The sequence below is a fragment of the Streptosporangium canum genome, from assembly GCF_900113865.1.
GTDB classification, from domain to species: Bacteria; Actinomycetota; Actinomycetes; order Streptosporangiales; family Streptosporangiaceae; genus Streptosporangium; species Streptosporangium canum.
The window spans coordinates 66966-86702 of the sequence record NZ_FOQY01000010.1 but is presented as its reverse complement, the minus strand read 5'-3'; the positions used below and the strand labels follow the sequence as shown (position 1 = coordinate 86702).

Sequence of the window (19737 nt, the reverse complement as noted above, 5' to 3'; positions counted from 1 at the left end):
CAAATTACGGTCTTGACCGTAATTTCGCGCCTCCCTCTTGGCAAGGGGCGTTGCGGAGAAGATGCAGAACATGGTTCGGTAGGGTGCGGGCAAGGAGGGGCGCGGATGATGGATCTGGTGCTGTCGTCGGTCGAGCGGGGCGTGCTGACGCTGACGTTCAACCGGCCGGAACGGCTCAACGCCTGGACCGACGCGATGGGGCGGCGATACTTCGACCAGCTCGCGGAGGCGGAGAAGGACCCGGAGGTCCGGGTGATCGTCGTGACCGGGGCGGGGAGGGGCTTCTGCGCCGGCGCGGACTTCCAGACCCTCAACGCCATCCAGGACGGCTCCTACGAGGGGGAGCCGGACAGGCGTCCCACCACCTTCCCGGCCACGATCGGCAAGCCGGTCATCGCGGCCGTCAACGGCGCCTGCGCCGGCCTCGGCATGGTCCACGCCCTGGTCTGCGACCTGGTCTTCACCGCGGACGAGGCCAAGTGGACGACCGCCTTCGCCCGCCGCGGCCTGATCGCCGAATACGGCCTGTCGTGGATCCTGCCCCGGCTCATCGGCCAGGCCAGGGCCATGGACCTGCTGCTGTCCGGCCGCACGTTCACCGGCGCCGAGGCCTGCGAGCTGGGCCTGGTCAACCGGTCGGTGCCCCGCGAGAGCCTGCTGGCGGAGGTCCAGGCATACGCCGGCGAGCTGGCGACGCACAGCTCGCCGGCGTCGATGGCCGTGATCAAGCGCCAGGTCTGGGGTGACTGGAACCAGACGCTGGAGGGGGCGGAGTCCGCCGCCGTGCGCCTGATGGCCGAGTCCTTCCGCCGCCCCGACTTCGCCGAGGGAGTGGCCAGCTTCGTCGAGCGCCGCGCCCCCGGGTTCCCGCCCCTGTAAGCCCCGTCTGGCCGCGGGGGACCGGCGGGCGGTCGGTTCGGGTCGTGGGGGCCGGTGGGGTCAGGTCGCGTGGGGCGGCCGGGTCGGGTCGCGTGGGACCGGCCGGGGTCGGGACGCGTAGGCCCGGTGGGGCGGTCGGGTCAGGTCACGTGGGACAGCCAGTGGGGGGCGGTCGCGAAGGGGGTCGCGCCGGCGGTGACGGCCTTCATGAGCCGGGCGGCCGCGGCACGGGCGTTGTCGATGACGTCGCAAGGATAGGCGTAGCGGATCCGGTGCTCCTCGAACTCGTCCTCGTCGTCCAGGAAGATCCGGCCGTCGCGCATGCGGATCACGTCGAGGTCGAGGTCGACCATGGTCACCTCCCCGTCGCGCCACTCGGGCACGGTCGAGACGTCGCAGTAGATCTCCGTCTTGTTCGGCGCGGCGTTGAAGGTGGCCGTCCACCAGGCGTCGCGGGGGAAGAGCATCACGAACGCGTCGGACCAGGTGACCATCGGCCCGGCACCCTTCCTGCCGCTGGTGCCGGCCACGCACCCGGTCCAGACGCCGTGCTCGTCCTCGCCGAGGAGCAGGCTCCGGTGGTGCCAGTGCAGGGAGCCGTCGTACTTGCGGTAGACCACATTCACGATCTCGTGTGACATCCCTCGACCATAAGGGTTGACATGGATCTATGTATTTCCTACCTTTAAACTAGGTTAAGAGTGTCAGTGCAAAGCCCCGGGGAGCCGCCGTATGAGACAGCCAGTCGACCGGCGCGGGAGCACCCCCGCGCCGCCGGGGGAGGGGATCGCATGAGCGCCTCCATCGCCGTCGTCGGCGCCGGGCCGACCGGCACCTGCCTGGTGGAGCGGATCTGCGCCAACGCGGCCGACCTGCTCGCCTGGCCGTCGCTGGACATCCACGTGATCGACCCCTACCCGCCGGGCGGCGGGCGGGTATGGCGCAGGGAGCAGCCCGGACTGCTCTGGATGAACTCCGCCGCCGCCGGCGTGACGCTGTTCACCGACGAGTCGGTCCAGTGCCAGGGCCCCATCCGCCCCGGCCCCTCGCTGGCCGAGTGGCTCGGCTGCGAGCCCGGCCGGTTCGCCTCCCGGCCGGTTCAGAGCGCCTACCTGTCCGACGTCTTCTGGCGCGCGGTGAACACCGCGCCGCGCGGCGTCCGGGTGCACGTCCACGCCACCCGCGCGCTGGACCTGACCGACGTCCCCGGCGGGCAGGCGGTGACGCTGGAGGACGGCCGGACGATCGAGGCCGACGCGGTGATCATGGCGCAGGGACACGGCGACGTGACCCCGACCGGGCAGGAGCTGGCCCTGGCGGACGTGGCCGCCCGCAGCGGGCTGCGCTACCTGCCCACCGGCTATACCGCCGACCTCGACCTGGACCAGGTGCCCGGCGGCGAGCCGGTGATCGTGCGGGGCATGGGGCTGGCCTTCGTCGACCTGATGGTGCTGCTCACCTCGGGCCGGGGCGGCCGGTTCGTCCGCGAGTACGACGGGGAGCTCGTCTACCTGCCCAGCGGCCGGGAGCCGCTGCTCCAGGTGGGATCGCGCCGCGGCGTGCCGTACCACTCCAAGACCGGATACCCGTTCCGGGGCGCCCGCCCGCCGGTGCCGCGTTTCCTCACCGCGCAGGCGCTGGGCGAGGGACCGTGGAACTTCCGCAGGGACGTGTGGCCGCTGGTCGCCAAGGAGCTGGGCTTCGCCTACTACCACGAGCTGATCACCGCCCACCCGAAGCGCGCCCGGATGAGCTGGGAGGAGTTCGAGGAGGCGTACGCGGCCGAGGAGTGGCGCGACGCCGGGATGCGGGCGCTGATCCGCAGGGCCGTGCCCCGGCATCTGGACCGGCTGGACTTCGACCGGCTGGACCGGCCGCTGGAGCGGATGCGGTTCGGCGACTCGGCGGGGCTGCGCAAGTGGATGCTCGGCTACCTGGGCGCGGACCTGGAGCGCCGCTCCGACCCCGCGCACAGCGCCGACCACGCCATGATCCTCGGGCTGCTGTCCGTCTACGGCGTCCTCGCCGAGCTGGGCCTGTCCGATCCGTGGTTCCACGGCTTCCTCAGCTACATCGCCAGCGGCCCGCCCGGCCCCCGGCTGGAGGAGCTGCGGGCACTCGCCAAGGCGGGGGTGGTCACCTTCCTCGGCGCGGACCTGAAGGTGGAGCACCGCGACCGGCGGTGGCAGGCGCAGAGCCCCACCGTCCCCGGCGGGGTGGCGGCCAGGACCCTGATCGAGGCCCGGCTGCCCGCGCCCAGCGTGAGCCGGGCCACCGACCCGCTGATCTCCGCGCTCCGCGACCGGGGCGAGATCGACGAGGAGTCCGGCCTGCTGAAGGTACGGCCGGCCGACCGTCGCCTGCTGGACCGGTCGGACACCCCCCACTCCCGCAGATTCGCCTTCGGTCCCTGGGTCGTCGGCGGCTGGGCCGCCGGCGGATTCGCCCGGCCCGGGCTCAACGCCCCGCTTTTCCGGCACGCCGACGCGCTGGCCCGGATCGTGCTGTCCGAGGCCACCGCCACCCAGATCAGACATGTCGCCTGATGGCGCTCACGTCGTTCACGTCGTTCGGATCGCTCAGGCCGCTCACGTCGTCCAGATCGTTCAGGTCGTTCAGGTCGTTCAGGTCGTTCAGGTCGCCAGGGCCCTCGCCCCCCGGCCCGACGTGCTCGTCTGCGACGAGCCGGTCTCCGCGCCGGACGTGTCGATCCAGGCCCAGGTGCTCGACCTGGCCGGGATCAGCGGAGCCGGCGGGCCCCGGCCGCCGGAGTGGCGGGGTAGATCTCCGGCGCCGCCCAGCCGCGCTCGCCGTACGCCCGGGTCACCGACTCCCGTACGGCCTCCACCCGGTCGTCGGCCACCAGCGCGATCGCCGACCCGCCGAACCCGCCGCCGGTCATCCGCGCCCCCCTGGCCCCGCCCCGGACCGCCGACTCCACGGCCACGTCCAGCTCGGGGCAGGACACCTCGTACTGGTCGCGCAGCGACAGGTGGGAGGCGTTCAGCAGGGCCCCGATCTCCCGAACGGCTCCGGCCCGCAGCAGTCCGATCAGCGCCTCGACCCGGTGGTTCTCGGTCACCACGTGCTGGGTGCGCCTGCGCTCGTCGCCGCTGAGCCTGCCGAGGGCGCCCGCCAGGTCGGTGACGTCGCGCAGCGCGTCCACGCCCAGGTGCTTGGCGGCGTTCTCGCAGTCCTGACGGCGCCGGGCGTACTGCCCGTCGGCGAGCTCGTGGTGGACCCCGGTGTTGATGATCAGCAGTTGGAGGCCGTGCTGGGCCAGGTCGAACGGGATGGCCCTGGTGCCGAGGCTCCGGCAGTCCATGAACAGGGCCTTCCCCTCCTCCCCGAGGGCCGAGGCGGCCTGGTCCATGATCCCGCACGGCATGCCCACGAAGTCGTTCTCGGCCCGCTGCGCGGCGAGGGCGATCTCCATCTTGGTGAGGCCCAGGCCGTACAGCTCGTTGAGCGCGGTCCCGACCACCACCTCCAGCGCCGCGCTCGACGACAGCCCCGCCCCCTGCGGCACGTCTCCGTCGATCACCAGATCCGCGCCCCTGACCGGGTGGCCCGCCTCGCGGAGCACCCAGAACACGCCGACGGCGTAGCGCGCCCAGCCCTCGGCACGGCCGAGGGTCTCGACGGTCTGCGGCTCGCCCGCCTGGAGCGACCGCAGCCGGACGACGTCGTCCTCGCGCGGCGCGACCGCCGCGGTGACCCCCCACGGCACCGCGAACGGCAGCACGAACCCGTCGTTGTAGTCGGTGTGCTCGCCGATGAGGTTGACCCGCCCCGGAGCGTGCCACACCCCCTCGGGCTCCACGCCGAACGACTCACGAAAAGCTTCAATAACGCGCATGATCCAACACTCCTCAACAACGTCCCCTCGTAGGTTAGCGAGTCGGCGGAACGCCGGTTCCACCGTCGAAGGTCACATCTTGAACGCGTACCGCCCGGTGGATGTGCGAACGGGGCCGACCTTTGGTTGAATGCGGCAGTACGGCGTGCGCACGAGGGGCGGTAGCTCAGCCGGTTAGAGCAGGGGACTCATAATCCCTGGGTCGCGGGTTCGAGTCCCGCCCGCCCTACCCTTCGTGATCACCCGAAAAGCGCCCTCGACCTGCGTGTTCACGGCCGGGGGCGCTTTCGCCACTGTCAGCGGAAAGAGAATTCATGGGCTCCGGGTCCGGTGGCCCGGTGTCTTTGGCGACAACGATCGCCTCATGAGTCCTAAGCCGGTGAACGGACGACACCGCCCAGTAACGGTCCGTACACGACATCCCGCGTCAGGACAACGCGAGTCAGCCGTACCGCCAACAGCAGAGCCCCGTCCACCGTCGGATGATCGACGTTCTCGTCTTCGTCCTCGTCGCCTGGTGCGTGTCCGGGATCGAAGCCCGCGGCCCTCATCGCGTCCACCAGACGATCCGGATCGCTCCCGTACCGCCAGGCGGGAATCATGGGGTTGAAGGAGGTCACTGTCTTCCCGTCACGGGCGTACACGAAGTTGTGGGTCGCGTGGTCGTGACGCAGGACCGATACAACCTCTGTTGCGGTCGACAGAGCTCGTAAGGCCTCGCGTCCTATCGCCTGCCACCCGCCTATCTCGATGAGCACGGTCCATCCGCCCAGCCGCCCAGCCAAAACCGTGTCGGGGAACAGCCCCGCATCATTCGACTCCTCGTACGTGAGCAGCCGGATGCCCCCCTCGGCGGCACCTATGCGGCGAAGCGCCTCAGGCTCGTCGAGCCCCCACACGAAGGTCAGGCACCACACGTCACCCAACTCATAGTCTTCGGCCAGCCAGGCGACGTCGGCGTATGTGATCTCCATCCAAACCACTTCCAGCCGTCGCTTCCTTGGTTATGCCGCCAAAGTAACGACCATCTCCGACATGCGTGCGTTTCTGGTCCACGGCTCTTGAACACCGGGTTCCTCGGGCTCCGGGACCGTGACGGACGATCCCGGTAAGTGAAACACCCTTCACTCCGTGGGATCGCGGGTTCGAGTCCCGCCCGTCCCACTCTCCGTGACCACCCGAAAAGTGTCCCTGACCTGTCTGTCCGCCGTCAGGGGCGCTTTCGTCGTATCCGGCCGTCCTCATTTCACGGTGCCACACCGTCTAACCGGGGAAACTCATACACCACGCCCGTGGACGAAGGCAAAACCCGCCGCCGACGTCCGTGCCGTAAAGAGAGCGCAGCGTGACCGTGGTATTCCTTCGTCGCATCTTGACCGAAACTCGGAAAGATCGACATAGTCGGGTGAATGACGTATGAGGAACTGGCCTTCGGGGATGGCGACCCGGACCGGGAGCCGTGGTTGCGCTCCTGGATGGCGGCGCATGTCAGGCTGCTGATCGCGTCACTGGCAGTGGCCGGCCTGGCCGGGGCCGGTGGCTGGTATCTGTACGAGCGATCCTGGCTGCCCCAGCCTCCGCCGGATATCGCGCTCTCACCGTCATTTGAGTTCGAGGTGGCCATGTGCGGGTGCGACGGCCTGCCCGCGACGACCGTCGAGCAACGGCAGGAGGCCGAGGCCATGCTCCGGGCGATGCCCCAGGTGACATCGGTCGAGGTGCGGAGCGGCGAGGAACGGGCGGACCAGTGGCGCAGAAGCCACAGAGGGATCGGGGACACCGAACGGGCGCAGCTTGCGTCGTCCCGCTCCGGCGACGTCCTGCATGGTGTGCTCCGGCGCGCTGAGGACTTCCCCGCCATAGTCGAGAAGATGAGGTCGGCGCCGAGGGTCTCCAACGTGTACCGATCGGGGGTGAACTTCTGGGCGGGCAGGGCCGAGGCCCGGATCTCCCTGTGCGGGCAGGATTTCATCTCCCAGAACGCACCCGAGTGCCGGCGGAGTAAGCGCGCGGGAGCGACGGGGACGGTCACCGAGGAGGAGAAGGCGGCTGTCGTCGCCCGGCTGCGGGACCTGCCCGGAGTGGAGACGATTTACTTCCAGGACTCCGGCCACGCCCTGAAACTCGTGAAGCTCTCCTATCCGGACTACAAGCCGGATGGGCCCTTGCCGGGTTCTCTCTATGTCAAGTTCTCCGATCCGGCCCTCGCCCGTGCGATCACCCCCGCCATCGAGCCGTTGCCCGGCGTCCGGGCGGTGGAGCCGGTCCTACCGGAGGAATGACGGACTTCGGGTGACGGTGAGAGGTTTTCAGAGCTGACGGGTCGTCGGCGCGCGAACGGCCTGCGGGCGGCGTCGGCGGGACGCCGTGCGGCCGGACGGTCAGGTGTCGATCAGCCGCTGGATCGCGTCTCCGTACCGGACGACGATCGCGCTCCGGTCGGCCGCGAGCAGAACAGGGTCCTGCACCACATGCATGCTGGTGAGCAGCCCGCCGAGCTGCGCGGCGATCAGATGGGCGCGCAGCTCGGCATCGCCGCCCTCCAGGCGCCGGACGAGGGGCTCGGCGAAGACGTTCTCGATCGTTTCCCGCAGGGTTCGCTGCACCTCCCCCCGGTCCGAGGCCCGGAACAGGGCGGCGAGAGCGGTCACCGCCAAGGCGCCCGGCCTGGACGACGGCAGGCACACCACGTGCTCCACGATCGCTCGGCCCATGCCTTCCAGCGGGCCCTCCATGACTTTGATCGCGGGCAGGTCGACCGTCATCGCCTCCAGGAACAGCTGTTCCTTGGACCCGAAGTGACGGATGACGAGGGCCGCGTCGACCCCCGCGCGGGCGGCGACGGCCCGTATGCCGACGGCGTCGAAGCCCTCGTTGCGGAAGAGCTCGTGCGCGGCGTCGTGGATGGCCTTGCGGGTCACCGCCGCCGGCTGCCGGGGCCTGACGGCGCGCAGGCGTGTGGTCATCGAATCTCCTTGAGCGCGGAGACCCCGGGCTTCAGCCGTGGGGGGGAAGACATGGTGGACGTGCTCCTCGGTGGGGCGGGTCGGTGGGGTCGGGGCGATAAGTCATCATAGATGACTTACCCTGGTCATCAATGTTGACAAAGCCCGCGGTCAGCCGCGGGGAGGAGTGGGGGAGCAGTCCATGGACCGCCTGAAGGACAAGGTCGCGATCATCACCGGCGCGGGCAGCGGGATCGGCCTGGCCGCGGCGGAGCTGATGAGCCGCGAGGGCGCCCGCGTCCTCGTGGCGGACTACGACGCCGCATCGGCCGAGAGCGCCGCCGGCGCCATCGTCGAGGCGGGTGGCCGGGCGGTGCCGTGCACGGTGGACGTCACGGACGACACGTCCGTGGGCGACATGGTGGAAGCGGCCGTGCGCGAGTTCGGACGGCTGGACGTGCTCTGCAACCACGTAGGCGGGACGGACCCGCGCAAGGACCTGGACCTGCTCCGCCTCGACATGGAGGAGTTCGGCCGGGCCGTCGACCTCAACGTCCGCTCCACCCTGATGGGCTCCCGGCACGCCGTCCCGCACATGATCCGGGCGGGCGGCGGCTCGATCGTCAACACCGCCTCGGTGGCCGGCCTGGTCGGCGACGTACTCCAGATCTCCTACGGAGCGGTGAAGGCGGCGGTCATCAACATCACCAAGTCCATCGCCGTCCAGTACGGCCCGCAGGGCATCCGCTGCAACGCGGTGGCCCCGGGAGCGATCATGACCCCGGCGCTTCTGGACAACCTGCCCGCCGAGGTGATCGAGGCGCTGAAGGGATACAACGCGCTTCCCTATCTCGGCGCTCCCGAGGACATCGGCTACACCATGGTCTTTCTCGCCTCCGACGAATCCCGCTATCTGACCGGACAGCTTCTGGTGGTGGACGGAGGAATGACCAGCCAGTCTCCCGCCGTTCCCGGACGCCGCGCGATGCTCCCGACGGCATGACACCTCTCGGCCGGATCATTCCCGGTCCGCGGATCAGGAATGATCCGCGAGAAAGGCCGTGGCCGAGCAAGTCCCAGGTCGTTTTCGGGTAGTGGCAGCTCAGGCGTGGATGATCCCGTCCGTGACCGGGGCGCGGGTGGATCACCGGGGGCCGTCCCCGGACGCCAGCAGGTCGTGGAGGGACCTGGCGTGCCGGAGGATGCGGCTGGAGCCCTTGCGTGCCGCGAAGGCGGCCAGGGCGGGGATCCGCCCCCGGGCCTCCGACCAGCGGGCGAGGCGGGCCGCCAGGGCGACCAGGTCGGTGTGGGCGGCGGTGGGGCGGCTGCCCTGGGCGGGGAGCAGGAAGGGCAACGCCGCGGTGAGAGCTCGCCACATGTGGTGGTGGGTGCCGTTCGCGGCCTCGGCTTCCACCGTGTCCACCAGGAGCCGCAGCGTGATCTCACCCCGGAGCACCCGCTGGGCGAGTTCCGTGCCGACGTCCTCGGCCGGGAGATCACCGGCGGCGGCCAGGCTCCGGAGCGCGCGGAAAGCGGGAGTGGTGCTGTCGTGGGTGAACGGTGAGGGGAAGATCCGGTGCGCGAGCAGGATGGCGACGGCCCGTCCGGCGGGTCCCTCGGCGGCGGCGAGATCGTCCAGGCACCGCGAGTGCATCGCCGCGCTCCAGGTGGGGACCGGCTGGTGCGGCAGGAGATGGGCGGCGACCACCTCCCGGTGGGAGGGCAGGACGGCGGCCCACCACTCCATGAGGTCCCCGAGGTGCCCGTCGCACACGGGGTTGACGTGCCGGGGCTGGTCGGCGAGCAGTTCGTCGATCAGGGGCAGGCCGGTGGGCGCGGCCCGCACGGTGGAGGTCATCCAGATCCGCGACCCGAGGCCGTCGTCCTCCCCCGACCAGGCCACCCGTACGGCGGGGTCGGGCAGCCCGCCGTCGGCCATCCAGCGGGCCGCCCGGCGGCCCGCCTCCGACTCCAGCGCCGCGGCCCGTACGGCCACCGCCGGGTCGATCCGCCGGGGCAGCCTGAGCAGCGCCTGCTGGAAGTCGGCGGGCAGCGGCACGGCGTCCGCCGCCTCCAGGGTCTCCAGCCTGACCACCAGCTCGGCCGGGTCGAGCCGGCCGTTGGACAGGCTCGGCGTGGCGAGCAGCAGCGGCGGCAGGGTCCCGGCCCTCAGCGCGGCGAGGATCTCCGCGTGGCGGCGCAGGACGAAGCGGTGCAGCGGCGAGACCCGGTTGGACCTCGGCAGGTGGTCGATCTCCTCGACCGCCACAGGCGGGAGCCCGCGCTCGCGCAGGACGCGGTTGACGAACGCGCTGTGATGGCTCTCGTGCACCCGTCCGGGGTCGACCAGCTCGGCCGCGAAGGCGACCATCCAATCGGCGGGCTCTCGCCACTCCTCCGAGATCAACCGCTTCTCATGGTGCTTGACGAGCGGGGCCAGCTCCGCGCGCAGCGACTCCCGGTCCTGCGCGGCGAGCCGGACGAAGGCGGCCAGGCAGCGTTCGGCCGCTCGCCAGCCCTCGCGCAGATACATGCGGGCCAGCTGCCTGGCAGTGCCGGGCGGGGCGATGGCCGGGACCGGCAGGGGCGGGGTGGGCAGCGGCCGCGGGACGAACACCTCCTCGGGCTCGGGCTCGGGTTCCGGCTCCTCGACGGTCTCGCCCCCGACGACCGCGGCCAGCCGGTTGTGCAGGTCGGGCGCCAGCCTGCCCGTGCCGCCGCGGAGGACCTCGGCGCCGAGCGGGGTGAAACGCCCGGCGTGCCGGACCGCCAGGCGCACAGCCCGTTCCTGTACGGCTCGCGCCTCGTGGCCGAACGCCATGGCCAGGGCGGGAGCCAGCTCGTCGGCCCGATCGGGCGCCTGCCGTACGGACTCCTCCAGCCAGCTCAGACCGGCGCGGACCAGGCCGCCCTCGGCGCGGAACAGCAGCCCCTCCAGCGCCTCCACCACGTCCGCCGGATCGAGGCCGGTCAACCGCCGCAGGTGCTTCAGCGACAGCTCGGCCACCGGCCCCGGCGCGGTGGGCAGCAGCCGCAGGTAGTCGATCGCGTGGGGCTCGATCTCAGCGGGAGCGGGTTCGAGCAGCTCGTGGAGGCGGGCGAAGAACCGCAGGTCGGGACCTTCGCCGCCGAGCAGGAAGCGCCGCCGGCAGCCGTCGAGCATCAGCGTGCGCGGCACCCGTCCCTCGGCCGCGAGGGTGCGGAGAGCGCCGAGCCAGGAGGTCGCGCCGGCCGGGTCGGGCCGCTCGTCCCGCAGCGCCCGGCCGACGCCGTCGGCCTCGAAGATCCGCGGCAGCAGGTGGTCGAGCAGCGGATCGGTCCGCAGCTCGCTGAGCCTGGCCTCCCGGGACACCCACCCGACCACGAGCGGGTCGTGCGCGGGCGGGGTCACGCCGGTACGGCGGAGCAGGGCGAGCGCCGGCGCCAGGTTCTGATCACCCAGGTTCCGACGGCGCCGGGGACGGATCCGGAGCGCGAGCCGTACGGCCAGATCGGCCTGCCATTCGGCGGGCCGCGCGGCGATCACCGCAAGCAGCGGCTCGATCCCGCCGGCGACGTCCCAGCGATCGAAGTCCCAGCGATCGAAGTCCCGGCGGTTGATCCAGGTCACCACGGCCGCCGCGCCGCCGATCGTGCCCGCGCCCGCGATCCGCATCGGCTCGATCCAGCCGTCGGTTCTGGGCCGGGTCTCCCAGTCGTCGTCGTGCCAGGCCATCGACCACAGCTGGGTGAAATGGTGCTCGGAGATCTCCCCGGCGTCGCGCAGCCGCTGCGCCTCCGTCCGCTGGGCCTGCCGGACCCGGTCGCGTTCGGCCTCGTGGTCCGCCAGCGGCTGCCACGCCTTCTCCCGCGCCACCGCCACGTATCCGGGCAGCTCGCGTGCCACCTCCCGCCGTCCGGCGTCGTCGAGCGCCGTCACCGTCTCCACGATCTTGGCCACGTCGCCGGTGTCGACGAGCTGGCGCACCTGCTCCCAGGCGGTCAACCGCACGTGCTTCGGTCCCATGTCACGGATCTCCAAGATCAGATGTTCGGCCGGGATTGGAGATCTTTACAGAACCCGCCGACATTTCCGCTGACGGAGGTGCCCGGGTACCAGCCTGTCTGAGGTGTCCGGGGACAAGCCGTCCAAGGCGTGGGTCCCGGTTTCTCCGGCCCGGGGCCCGTATGCGGCTGTCCGGGTGACCGTCGCCTTGCGTTAATCAGTCGCCTGGCGTTGATCATGGGGCGTGGCCGAACTCCTCTTCGACTCGGAGGCTCCGGCAGAGCCGAAAATAGATCATGCAACTGATCGTCATCCTGTGGCGTGCCCAGAAGGCTGTTTACCCCGTCCCCGATATGACTGATCGGTTATAATAGGGCGATGAGCTGGGAGATCAGTCTGCATCCCGAGGTGGAAGCGTGGTATCTGGAGATCTGCGTGAGTGATTCCGAGACGGCAGATCTGATCAAGGACGCCATCGACCAACTCGCGGAGGAGGGGCCGACGGCTCGGCGGCCGTTGGTCGACCGGCTGCAGGGGAGCCGCTTTCACAACATGAAGGAGCTGCGGCCTCCCTCATCGGGGAGTAGTGAAATTCGGATCATCTTCGCGTTCGACCCGGCTCGGGAAGCCATCTTCCTGGTGGCCGGCGACAAAGCCGGCAACTGGGAAGGCTGGTACCGCCAGGCGATCCCATTGGCCGATGAACGGTTCGAAGAGCACTTGATCGCGTTGAAGGAGGAGGGGCGATGAGCGGCGGATACTCCAAGTGGACCGACGTCAAGGCGAAGGCGCGGGCGCTCGACCCGCGTTCGGATGCCGAGCAGGTGGTCGGGCAAGAGGCTGCCCGTCAGCGCCGGGAGGCGTACGTACGCGGCTATCAGCTCGCCGAGATGCGTAAGGCGGCCGGCATCACCCAGGTGGAACTCGCCGAGGCTCTTGGGGTGACGCAGGCGCGAATCTCTAAGATCGAGAACGGCGAGGTGTCCGGCATCGATGTCGTACGTGCCTATGTCACGGCGCTCGGAGGAACGGTTGATCTCGTCGCGACCCTGGGCGATCGAACCTGGAAAGTCGCCTGACAGGGATTGGCCCACCGAACCGATTCCCACGAGTGCTGTGTGAGCGGGGAAGAATCTCAGGTCACTTGCCTGTCCGGGATCTTCGAGGCATCCCACCCCACCGGTTTCGAGTGTTTCCGGATCCCGCTGGAGGCCGCTGGCGTCCGCCGGCCGGGGCAAGGCGCCCTCCTGGGCATGCTCTCCACGTCGCTTTCGCCACGGCAGCCGCCGGACGACCGTACCGGACCTCGTGTCGAGGACGTCTGCTCGCGGGCGGATCGGCCCGGTTATCTTGGGAGAGGTGGATGAGAACCGGGCCCGGCGGGTCGTCGACGCGTTGCGCGAGCGTGGCATAGACGCCCATCTGGCGAGGGTCGGCGTTTACCAGTTCGGGGTGCGCGTGCTGTTGCCCGGCGGGCGTGAGGCGGACTGGGACACCGACGGTACGGCGGGCCTCGAAGCCCTGGTGATGCGCAACGGGATGATGGTCGGTTTCGTGCCCGTGATCGAAGGGTCCGAGGACTTCGACGAGCGGCAGGTCGTCGACGCCATCGCGCGGACCGACTACGACCAGCCCATCGCCCGGCAGCGCGCGGTGGCGCCGCCGGCCGAGCCCCTGCCCCGTGTGGGCGGGGTCTTCCGTCGCTTTCTCGACGGCTTCCGCTACCGGTGACGGCGCCCTGCGCGCCGCGAGTGTGACACCGAAGCAGACCGGATCCGGATCCCGGCGGACGGTGACCGGGAGGACTGCCTCCACGGCCGTGCCGCCGCCCGGCGCCGGGTCGATCGCGCGGGTGCCGAAGCTCACGGAGGTCACCGCGTGACGACGCGGAGCAGCCGCGGGTCCAAGCCTCTCATCGGGTAGCCCGTGGCGCCGGGGTAGAACCAGGGGCTCGGCTCGCCCGCCTGGAGCCGGTCGATGGCGACGACGGCGTCGGCGGCGGACTTGCAGCGATGCGCCGCGGCGAAGGACGCGATGCGGCCACGCTGGGCGGGCAGCCAATCGGCCAGAACCTGCGGGTCCCCGTCGTACCACCAGGTGAACAGCTCTTCCTCCCACAGCAGGGCGGTCGACCAGTGGCAGGCCAGCCGTACCAGCCCGGCGTCGGCCTCGTGACCAGGCAGGCCCGCGAGGCGGTCCAGCCAGGGCCGCAGATCCTCGGTCGCATGGGCGAGGCCCTCCACGAGCTCGGCGACGCGTTCGGCGGGCCGTCCGTCGGTGAGTGCCGCGGCGAGCAGGGCGGCGAAGGCCCGCTCGGCGGCGGCCCGCTCGTGTGCGGGCCAGCCGGCGAAGCCCGCGCCGTAGGAGGCCAGGCCGCGAAGCTCTCCGGCCGGGTCGCCACCCGGAGCGTCCGACGCCAGGTAACGCAGGACGCGAGGCATCAGGCGGCGCCACAGCAGCGGATACTGGTCCTCGTCCCAGTGGTCGACGGTCTTTCGCATGAAGCTCGCGACGAGTTCGTCGGGTACGGCCGCGGGGTCGCCGCCGAGCAGGCGCAGATCCTCTTCGGTGTGGCAGCGGGTGCAGCCGCCGACCTCGCGGTCCAGCGGCGGCACCGCCGCGAACACCCGGTCCACCTCGTCCAGCCAGCCCTGTTTCACGGTGCGGTGTCCAGGGCGTCGCGGGCGTCCATGAGGGCGAAGCCGAGCAGGTTCGGGCCCCGCCAGGTGGCGGGGGAGGCGGCGCGCTCGTCGTCGGCGGTGAGTCCGATGCCCCAGATCCGATCGACGGGGCTGGCCTCGACCAGGACGCGGCCACGGGTGCCGAGCAGGAAGTCTCTCAGCTCCGGGTGCCGGCCGAACTTGGCGATGTTGCCACGCACCACGATCTCGTAGCGGTGCTCGTCCCACACGGCCTCCTCGAAGCCGCGGACCTCGCGGCCGAGCTTCTTGGCCTCGCCGGGATGCCCGGCGGCGAGGATCCGCGCCGCGGTCTCGCCGTCGCCGAACAGCCACGCCTTGTGCGCCATCATGTAGTGCTCGGCCGACCGGAAGAGGTGCCCGTCCGCAGTGAAGGCGACCTCCCACCACTGGCTGAGGCACCCGGCGCCGACACCCCCGCCACGGGATGGCTGATGGCCCCAGAAGAACAGGTAGCGGAGCCGTCGGCCTGCCTGCTCGGCGGTGATCGCCTCCTCGACGGAGCGGGGCAGCCTCATGGTCTCGGACATCGTCATACCGTGCCATCCCCGGATACGAATGGACTATCCGATATCGCGAGCTTTCCGGGGGGCTACGCTGAGGCGGTGGACATCGGCTCGGGACAGTTGGTGCGGGAGGCGTTCCCCCGACTCGCGGCGGAACTGGCCGTTCTCCTCCGGCAAGAAGGGGAAGACGTCCTGGCCGCGTCGGTGGACGGCCTGCGCGTGCACTCCGCCTGCGGGTGCGGGGACGACTTCTGCATGAGCTTCCACACCGCCGCGCCGCCGGACGGCGCCTACGGGGACGGGCACTGGAACATCATGCTGAAGCCCGTCGAAGGGATGCTCATCCTCGACGTAGTGGACGAGGAGATCGTGTTCGTCGAGGTCCTCTACCGGGAGCGGCGCACCCTCTAAACCAAGACGCCCGGGCGAGCCTCGGCATCCGCCGGGCGGCAATACCGGTCAAGGAACGGGCGGTCCGCGCAAGGGATTTCGGTTGGTATCCCCGAAGCCTCCTTGCGGCCGCCGCAGTCGTTCGCCTGATGTGCCCGGGTCTGGCCTTTAAGCTGACGCGTGTGGCGCCTCAGCTCTCTCTTGATGCCGGTCATTGTGACGCGCTCGCTGCCGCCCGCGCGCTTTCCGTCTGGGTGGGGGCCGGGCGGGCGGTCACCCCTGGCGGTGCGCTCAAACCCGTACTGGTCCCGCAGGCCGCCGAGGCTCTGGGTGTGCCGTGCCCGGCCAAGGTCCGGCGAGCCGGCGACATCGCCGCAGTCCATCGTCCGTGGGTGACCGCACTGGCCGCCGGATTCATCACGATCTCCGGAAGCCGCGCCGTACGAGTGGAGGCACCGGCGGAGACGACCCCGCAGGCCTGGTTCGTGGCGCTGGAACAGGTGCTCCAGGCGCAGGTGATCGATCCGTGTGACGCCGACTCGCGCATTGTCTGCCAGGTGACGCTCACCGTGATGGTCACCGAGCCGCCGCCGTTCGGGCAGGCGTTGCGTCAGGTGGTCGCCGAGATGATGGTGCAGCGCGGTGACTGGGACTGGGACGCCCCCTACCTGACCGAAGAGGTCATGGTGCATCCCGTTGATCGGGTCGTCGAGATCCTGCGCGACTTCGGCGCGCTCGACCGACGCATGGCGCTCACGCCTCTGGGGGAGTACGCGCGGGCCGAACTCGGCCGTCGGGTCCCGCCGCCGATCACCAGGGACCTGCCCGCCGCTGAGGTGCTGCGCTTGCTGGCGGTCTTGCCCGAGGAGGAGATCTGGGAACCGGTGTGGCGCTGGCTCGACATCGACCCGTTCCGGGTCGATTCCACGCGTGACGCCCTTCGAGAACTGCTGCTGGCCGCCGCGGATGCCACCCCTGCCGGACGGATCAGCGCTGTCGAGGTGATCGGCGAACGCGGCGAGTACGCCCTGCCACTCTGGCGTGAAGTGCGCGAGCATCCCGTGCTCGGCGCGCATGCCAGGTCGGCTCTCGCCGACCTGGACGATGGGCCCGCTCTCGCTCAGAGGGACCTGTGGTGGATCGCGACCGACCATGCCCTGGCCGCACTGGAGCGCCACGGCGTGACCGACGCCTGGTACATCCTGCGTGACGTGGTCGACGGAGGCGCCCGTGACGCCGTACGCGACAGCGGCCATCCCGATGCCGCTGTTCTGCTGGCCGCGCTACCGTCCACCCCGCCGCCGATTCCCGCCTACCAGCTCAAGATCTCCCTGTACGGCGGGCTGTGGCGGCGTGTTCTGGTCCCCGAGAACCTCACCCTGGGAGGCCTGCACGGAGTGATCCGTGTCCTGTTCGGCTGGGGCGACGATCACCTACACGTGTTCGAGACCGCCAAACGCAGGTATGCCGATCCCTTCCACGGGCTGGAGGAGTGCGGCGACGAGTACGCCTACCGGATCAACCGGGCGCTTCCGTCACCTCGCTCGAAGATCACTTATATTTACGATCTCGGTGACTGCTGGAAGCACGAGATCGTCCTGGAGAAGGTCCATGATGAAGTCACCCACCCGGTCTGCGTGGGCGGCAAGGGGGACAACCCGATCGAGCACTATGACCCCGAATACCCCGAAGACTCCGTTCCTTTCGATCAGGACGCCGTCAACAAGCGACTGGCGGCGCGTTTGAGGTCGGCCGAAGTCGCGTAGCGGTGCCATGTCGCCGGACATGTCCACCCTGATGATCGACGAGGCGCTGCCCCGGTTCCTGGACGAGCCCGCGGGGTTCGCGTCCAGGGAGATGGTGTGTGGGTTAGCCGTTGGTAGCCGGCGGTGAGTGCTGGAGTTCGATGTCGCTCATCTGGGCCAGTAGATCCTGGACGTGTCCGGCTTCGATGGGTTCGGGGGCGTTGGCGATCCAGAGCGGGAAGGCCCAGTAGCGGCGGGCCCAGCGGCGCCAGAGGATGACCCATCCTGGATGACCGGACTCCAGGTCGCGGGCCAGTTCGGTGGCGCTGTCCGGGCTCGCTGCGGGTTCCGCGCCAGGGGGGTCGGTGCGTGCCGGCTCTGCCCCGCGACGGCGGTGGCCTCTTCGCCGGACGTGACCGGGATCTTTCGCTGGCGTGGCCATGAGAACCACCGGCTTTCTCTGTGGCTGAGATGGGAGGCCGGCGTCCAGGACAAGGGTGGGATCAGGTCCATGGACGCCGGCCTTTGGGAAGGTCCACGCTCGGCACGGGGGAGCCGTCAGACGTGGACCAGCTCCGGGTTCAGGGGGATGGGGAGAAGTGGGGAATGATCCCGCCTGCCCGGAGGTCGGGGGAGGTTAGGGCTGGCGGGGTGGGGACGGCAGGTCGAACCAGACGGCGGTGCCGAGTTGGCCGGTGCCGCACAGCCGGGTCCACTGGGCGCCGCAGCGCCCGTGGGTGAGTTCGGTGACGATGCGCAGGCCCCGGCCGCCGAGTTCAAGGTCGTCGAGGCGCTCGGGGAGGGGGAGCGGGCGCTGCAGGAGGTACGCGATCAGGGCGGCCCCGGCTCCGGCGTCGACGACCTCGGCGCGGACGGGCAGGCCGTGGTCGTGCAGGAGGCGGAGTTCGTAGGGGCCGGGGGCGTAGCGGGTGGCGTTGGTGACCAGTTCGGAGGTGACGATCTCCAGCTCGTCGAGCACGTCTGTGGCCAGCGGCAGCTTGGCCAGCTGGTCACGGAACACCTCCCGGGCCCGTCGGGCCGCGCTGGTGGGAGGCAGACACCAGGCGGTCACCCGGAAGCGGTTGTGGGGCCTGCCGTACTCGCCGGGGTCTGGGACGGGAACGTGCCCGATGAGCATCGTTGCTCCTAACGGGTGGGTCTGGGGGCGGTTCCGCGATCAGGTCAACAGATGCGCGGCAGGCTCGCTTGGGTCTCCCCTGTCGGAAAGCCTGAGGTCAGCGGTGCTTCCAAGACCGGCGGCGCACATGGAACGTCTTCACGGGGGCGTACGGACAGAGCCAGCGGTCATGTCTTTCTGTGACCGAACGAACACTCGTCGCTGTCACGCCTTGATGATGCAGCGTAAGCCGCCCCTCAGGCAAGTCATTCCTAGAAGAAAGATTTTCCTCTGAGAGACAGCGTTCCCTCGGCCTGTTCCGAGCACTACGCTCCCCACGAGGAAGGAGGTAGTCATGCCCGTCGAACCCACACCGCGACGTCGACGCCTGGGTGCGGAGCTCAGGCGCATCCGCGAAGCCCTCGGCTGGACCCAAGAGGAAGCGGCCGGCCACCTCGGATACCAGTCGCTCTCGACGGTCAGCAAGATCGAGAACGGGCTGCAGGGGCTCAGGATCCAGCAGCTTCCCCACTTCTTCGAGGTCTTCGGCATCACTGACATCGGACTGCGAGAAGAACTCCGCGACCTCGTGCGCCGGGCCGGTGAAGTCGACTGGTGGCAGCGCTACGAGGGGGTGGTCGATGACCCGCTCGGCGACTACCTCTCCCAGGTGGAGAGTGCCAGCGGCCTTTTCGTCTTCAACCCTCTCGCCGTCCACGGCCTGCTCCAGACCCCCGAGTACGCCCGGGCGGTGACCGAAGGCAGCAGGGTCTGGAAGACACCCGAAGACATCGATCACTTCGTGGCGTTACGGCTGGAGCATCAGCGCACCATGCTGGAGCGCCGGCCCCCACTGAAGATCTGGACGGTGCTTCCCGAGGGCCTGCTGCGCCAGGAAGTCGGCGGGCGGGCCTGCATGCGCGCTCAGATCGAGCACCTGATGCACCTCGCCCGTACCAACCCCGCCGTCACGATCCAGGTCCTGCCGTTCTCCGCCGGAGCCCATGCGGGAATGGACGGCCCATTCATGATCATGACTTTTCCCGCAGGTCGCGATCTCGTGTGCGTCGAGTCCCTGCGCGCCTCCCTGCACCTGAACGAACCCGAGACCGTCGGGCTCTACCGCACCACGAGTGACCTGCTGAAGTCCGATGCGTTGTCGCCGAAGGCGTCGCTGCCGCTCCTTACCACGATCGCCAAGGACCTCTCATGAACAAGAACACCCTCGACCCCGCTTGGATCGAGACCCAGCTCCGTGACGCCCGTTGGCAGACCAGCAGCCTCAGCAGCGGCGGCACCAACTGCGTTCAGATCGCCTTCCTGGACGGAGGCATTGTGGCCCTGCGCGACTCCAAGAACCCGGAGAAGGCCCCGCACCTGTTCACCGACGCCGAGTACGACGCCTTCACCGGCGGCATCGAACGCGGCGAACTCCGACGTCCTTGAGCTTGCGAGCCCATCTGGACGAGGCGGAGTGACGGTACATATGAGCTCATCGTGCCGTCGTCGCCGCGTCGCGGCCCGGGTGTCCGCCGCAGCCTCCGGGGAGTTGAGCGAGAAGAGCTTGGTGACCTCGGAGGAGGGTCTGCTGCTTCATCGACGGTCGCCTCCG

At 70.0% G+C, this 19737-nt stretch carries 20 protein-coding genes and 1 tRNA gene; 12 read left to right on the top strand and 9 right to left on the bottom strand.

Features of this window, described 5'->3' with window-relative positions; translation table 11 throughout:
- The first annotated feature begins 105 nt into the window (after positions 1-105).
- Positions 106-879 carry an enoyl-CoA hydratase-related protein gene (locus BM085_RS16930; RefSeq protein WP_093887932.1) on the top strand — a complete coding sequence of 258 codons (774 nt, stop codon included), beginning with the start codon at positions 106-108 and terminating at the stop codon, positions 877-879.
- A 140-nt stretch (positions 880-1019) separates the two neighbouring features.
- Here the strand turns inward: BM085_RS16930 and BM085_RS16925 are convergent, their stop codons facing one another.
- Positions 1020-1520, bottom strand: a complete 501-nt coding sequence (locus BM085_RS16925) for a ribonuclease FAU-1 family protein (protein WP_093887931.1) — start codon at positions 1518-1520, stop codon at positions 1020-1022.
- A 150-nt stretch (positions 1521-1670) separates the two neighbouring features.
- Between BM085_RS16925 and BM085_RS16920 the strand changes: the two genes are divergently transcribed.
- Positions 1671-3425: an FAD/NAD(P)-binding protein gene (locus BM085_RS16920; protein WP_093887930.1), complete on the top strand. Its 1755-nt coding sequence runs from the start codon at positions 1671-1673 to the stop codon at positions 3423-3425.
- Positions 3426-3619: 194 nt separating this feature from the next.
- On the opposite strand, the gene galK is transcribed toward BM085_RS16920, so the two are convergent.
- Complete coding sequence (galK, locus tag BM085_RS16915; RefSeq protein ID WP_093887929.1) at positions 3620-4738, bottom strand: galactokinase; 1119 nt, start codon at positions 4736-4738, stop codon at positions 3620-3622.
- Positions 4739-4893: 155 nt separating this feature from the next.
- Here galK and BM085_RS16910 point away from each other — a divergent pair.
- Positions 4894-4967 (top strand) — tRNA-Ile (locus tag BM085_RS16910).
- A 142-nt stretch (positions 4968-5109) separates the two neighbouring features.
- Here the strand turns inward: BM085_RS16910 and BM085_RS16905 are convergent.
- The gene (locus BM085_RS16905) at positions 5110-5712 is read right to left on the bottom strand and encodes a DUF6461 domain-containing protein (RefSeq protein ID WP_143120966.1); all 603 of its coding nucleotides are present in this window, start codon (positions 5710-5712) and stop codon (positions 5110-5112) included.
- 435 nt (positions 5713-6147) lie between these two features.
- On the opposite strand from BM085_RS16905, the gene BM085_RS16900 reads away from it, so the two are divergent.
- Entirely contained in the window at positions 6148-7020 is an 873-nt protein-coding gene (locus BM085_RS16900; protein WP_093887927.1) for a permease-like cell division protein FtsX, read from the top strand.
- A gap of 99 nt (positions 7021-7119) precedes the next feature.
- On the opposite strand, the gene BM085_RS16895 is transcribed toward BM085_RS16900, so the two are convergent.
- Entirely contained in the window at positions 7120-7704 is a 585-nt protein-coding gene (locus tag BM085_RS16895; protein ID WP_093887926.1) for a TetR/AcrR family transcriptional regulator, read from the bottom strand.
- Between the two features lie 181 nt (positions 7705-7885).
- On the opposite strand from BM085_RS16895, the gene BM085_RS16890 reads away from it, so the two are divergent.
- Positions 7886-8686 (top strand): SDR family NAD(P)-dependent oxidoreductase, encoded by an 801-nt coding sequence (locus BM085_RS16890; protein ID WP_093887925.1) that lies wholly within the window; start codon positions 7886-7888, stop codon positions 8684-8686.
- A 141-nt stretch (positions 8687-8827) separates the two neighbouring features.
- Here the strand turns inward: BM085_RS16890 and BM085_RS16885 are convergent, their stop codons facing one another.
- Positions 8828-11704, bottom strand: a complete 2877-nt coding sequence (locus tag BM085_RS16885; protein ID WP_218158735.1) for a DUF7824 domain-containing protein — start codon at positions 11702-11704, stop codon at positions 8828-8830.
- Positions 11705-12046: 342 nt separating this feature from the next.
- On the opposite strand from BM085_RS16885, the gene BM085_RS16880 reads away from it, so the two are divergent.
- The 3 genes from BM085_RS16880 (at position 12047) to BM085_RS16870 (ending at position 13399) form a co-directional block, all read left to right on the top strand.
- On the top strand, positions 12047-12418 hold the full coding sequence (locus BM085_RS16880) for a type II toxin-antitoxin system RelE/ParE family toxin (RefSeq protein WP_012889118.1): 372 nt from the start codon (positions 12047-12049) through the stop codon (positions 12416-12418).
- Positions 12415-12747, top strand: coding sequence for a helix-turn-helix domain-containing protein (locus BM085_RS16875; protein ID WP_093887923.1), 333 nt, complete (start codon positions 12415-12417; stop codon positions 12745-12747). Before BM085_RS16880 ends, BM085_RS16875 begins: the two co-directional genes overlap by 4 nt.
- A gap of 280 nt (positions 12748-13027) precedes the next feature.
- On the top strand, positions 13028-13399 hold the full coding sequence (locus tag BM085_RS16870) for a hypothetical protein (protein WP_093888076.1): 372 nt from the start codon (positions 13028-13030) through the stop codon (positions 13397-13399).
- Between the two features lie 140 nt (positions 13400-13539).
- Here the strand turns inward: BM085_RS16870 and BM085_RS16865 are convergent, their stop codons facing one another.
- Positions 13540-14328, bottom strand: a complete 789-nt coding sequence (locus tag BM085_RS16865) for a hypothetical protein (RefSeq protein ID WP_093887922.1) — start codon at positions 14326-14328, stop codon at positions 13540-13542.
- Positions 14325-14897 carry a riboflavin biosynthesis intermediates N-glycosidase gene (locus tag BM085_RS16860; RefSeq protein ID WP_425443265.1) on the bottom strand — a complete coding sequence of 191 codons (573 nt, stop codon included), beginning with the start codon at positions 14895-14897 and terminating at the stop codon, positions 14325-14327. The genes BM085_RS16865 and BM085_RS16860 overlap by 4 nt, the downstream gene beginning before the upstream one ends.
- 75 nt (positions 14898-14972) lie before the next feature.
- On the opposite strand from BM085_RS16860, the gene BM085_RS16855 reads away from it, so the two are divergent.
- Together BM085_RS16855 and BM085_RS16850 are read left to right on the top strand one after the other, a co-directional pair.
- A complete protein-coding gene (locus tag BM085_RS16855) occupies positions 14973-15284 on the top strand; it encodes a hypothetical protein (RefSeq protein WP_218158734.1) in 312 nt (103 codons plus the stop codon).
- A 371-nt stretch (positions 15285-15655) separates the two neighbouring features.
- Positions 15656-17029 carry a plasmid pRiA4b ORF-3 family protein gene (locus BM085_RS16850; protein WP_143120965.1) on the top strand — a complete coding sequence of 458 codons (1374 nt, stop codon included), beginning with the start codon at positions 15656-15658 and terminating at the stop codon, positions 17027-17029.
- A gap of 103 nt (positions 17030-17132) precedes the next feature.
- Here BM085_RS16850 and BM085_RS43110 read toward each other — a convergent pair whose 3' ends face one another.
- Together BM085_RS43110 and BM085_RS16845 are read right to left on the bottom strand one after the other, a co-directional pair.
- Positions 17133-17450 carry a hypothetical protein gene (locus BM085_RS43110; RefSeq protein ID WP_143120964.1) on the bottom strand — a complete coding sequence of 106 codons (318 nt, stop codon included), beginning with the start codon at positions 17448-17450 and terminating at the stop codon, positions 17133-17135.
- Positions 17451-17645: 195 nt separating this feature from the next.
- Positions 17646-18146: an ATP-binding protein gene (locus BM085_RS16845; protein WP_093887919.1), complete on the bottom strand. Its 501-nt coding sequence runs from the start codon at positions 18144-18146 to the stop codon at positions 17646-17648.
- Between the two features lie 334 nt (positions 18147-18480).
- On the opposite strand from BM085_RS16845, the gene BM085_RS16840 reads away from it, so the two are divergent.
- Both BM085_RS16840 and BM085_RS16835 read left to right on the top strand, forming a co-directional pair.
- Entirely contained in the window at positions 18481-19338 is an 858-nt protein-coding gene (locus BM085_RS16840; RefSeq protein WP_093887918.1) for a helix-turn-helix domain-containing protein, read from the top strand.
- Positions 19335-19571, top strand: a complete 237-nt coding sequence (locus tag BM085_RS16835; RefSeq protein ID WP_093887917.1) for a DUF397 domain-containing protein — start codon at positions 19335-19337, stop codon at positions 19569-19571. The genes BM085_RS16840 and BM085_RS16835 overlap by 4 nt, the downstream gene beginning before the upstream one ends.
- Positions 19572-19737: the final 166 nt, after the last annotated feature.

Bases quoted from the DNA above. Each gene is read 5' to 3' on its own strand.
- BM085_RS16905 (WP_143120966.1), bottom strand. From the start codon at position 5,712: ATGGAGATCACATACGCCGACGTCGCCTGGCTGGCCGAAGACTATGAG.
- BM085_RS16900 (WP_093887927.1), top strand. From the start codon at position 6,148: ATGACGTATGAGGAACTGGCCTTCGGGGATGGCGACCCGGACCGGGAG.
- BM085_RS16875 (WP_093887923.1), top strand. From the start codon at position 12,415: ATGAGCGGCGGATACTCCAAGTGGACCGACGTCAAGGCGAAGGCGCGG.
- BM085_RS16840 (WP_093887918.1), top strand. From the start codon at position 18,481: ATGCCCGTCGAACCCACACCGCGACGTCGACGCCTGGGTGCGGAGCTC.
- BM085_RS43110 (WP_143120964.1), bottom strand. From the start codon at position 17,450: ATGGCCACGCCAGCGAAAGATCCCGGTCACGTCCGGCGAAGAGGCCAC.
- BM085_RS16930 (WP_093887932.1), top strand. From the start codon at position 106: ATGATGGATCTGGTGCTGTCGTCGGTCGAGCGGGGCGTGCTGACGCTG.
- galK (WP_093887929.1), bottom strand. From the start codon at position 4,738: ATGCGCGTTATTGAAGCTTTTCGTGAGTCGTTCGGCGTGGAGCCCGAG.
- BM085_RS16925 (WP_093887931.1), bottom strand. From the start codon at position 1,520: ATGTCACACGAGATCGTGAATGTGGTCTACCGCAAGTACGACGGCTCC.
- BM085_RS16860 (WP_425443265.1), bottom strand. From the start codon at position 14,897: ATGTCCGAGACCATGAGGCTGCCCCGCTCCGTCGAGGAGGCGATCACC.
- BM085_RS16880 (WP_012889118.1), top strand. From the start codon at position 12,047: ATGAGCTGGGAGATCAGTCTGCATCCCGAGGTGGAAGCGTGGTATCTG.
- BM085_RS16920 (WP_093887930.1), top strand. From the start codon at position 1,671: ATGAGCGCCTCCATCGCCGTCGTCGGCGCCGGGCCGACCGGCACCTGC.
- BM085_RS16890 (WP_093887925.1), top strand. From the start codon at position 7,886: ATGGACCGCCTGAAGGACAAGGTCGCGATCATCACCGGCGCGGGCAGC.
- BM085_RS16835 (WP_093887917.1), top strand. From the start codon at position 19,335: ATGAACAAGAACACCCTCGACCCCGCTTGGATCGAGACCCAGCTCCGT.
- BM085_RS16895 (WP_093887926.1), bottom strand. From the start codon at position 7,704: ATGACCACACGCCTGCGCGCCGTCAGGCCCCGGCAGCCGGCGGCGGTG.
- BM085_RS16845 (WP_093887919.1), bottom strand. From the start codon at position 18,146: ATGCTCATCGGGCACGTTCCCGTCCCAGACCCCGGCGAGTACGGCAGG.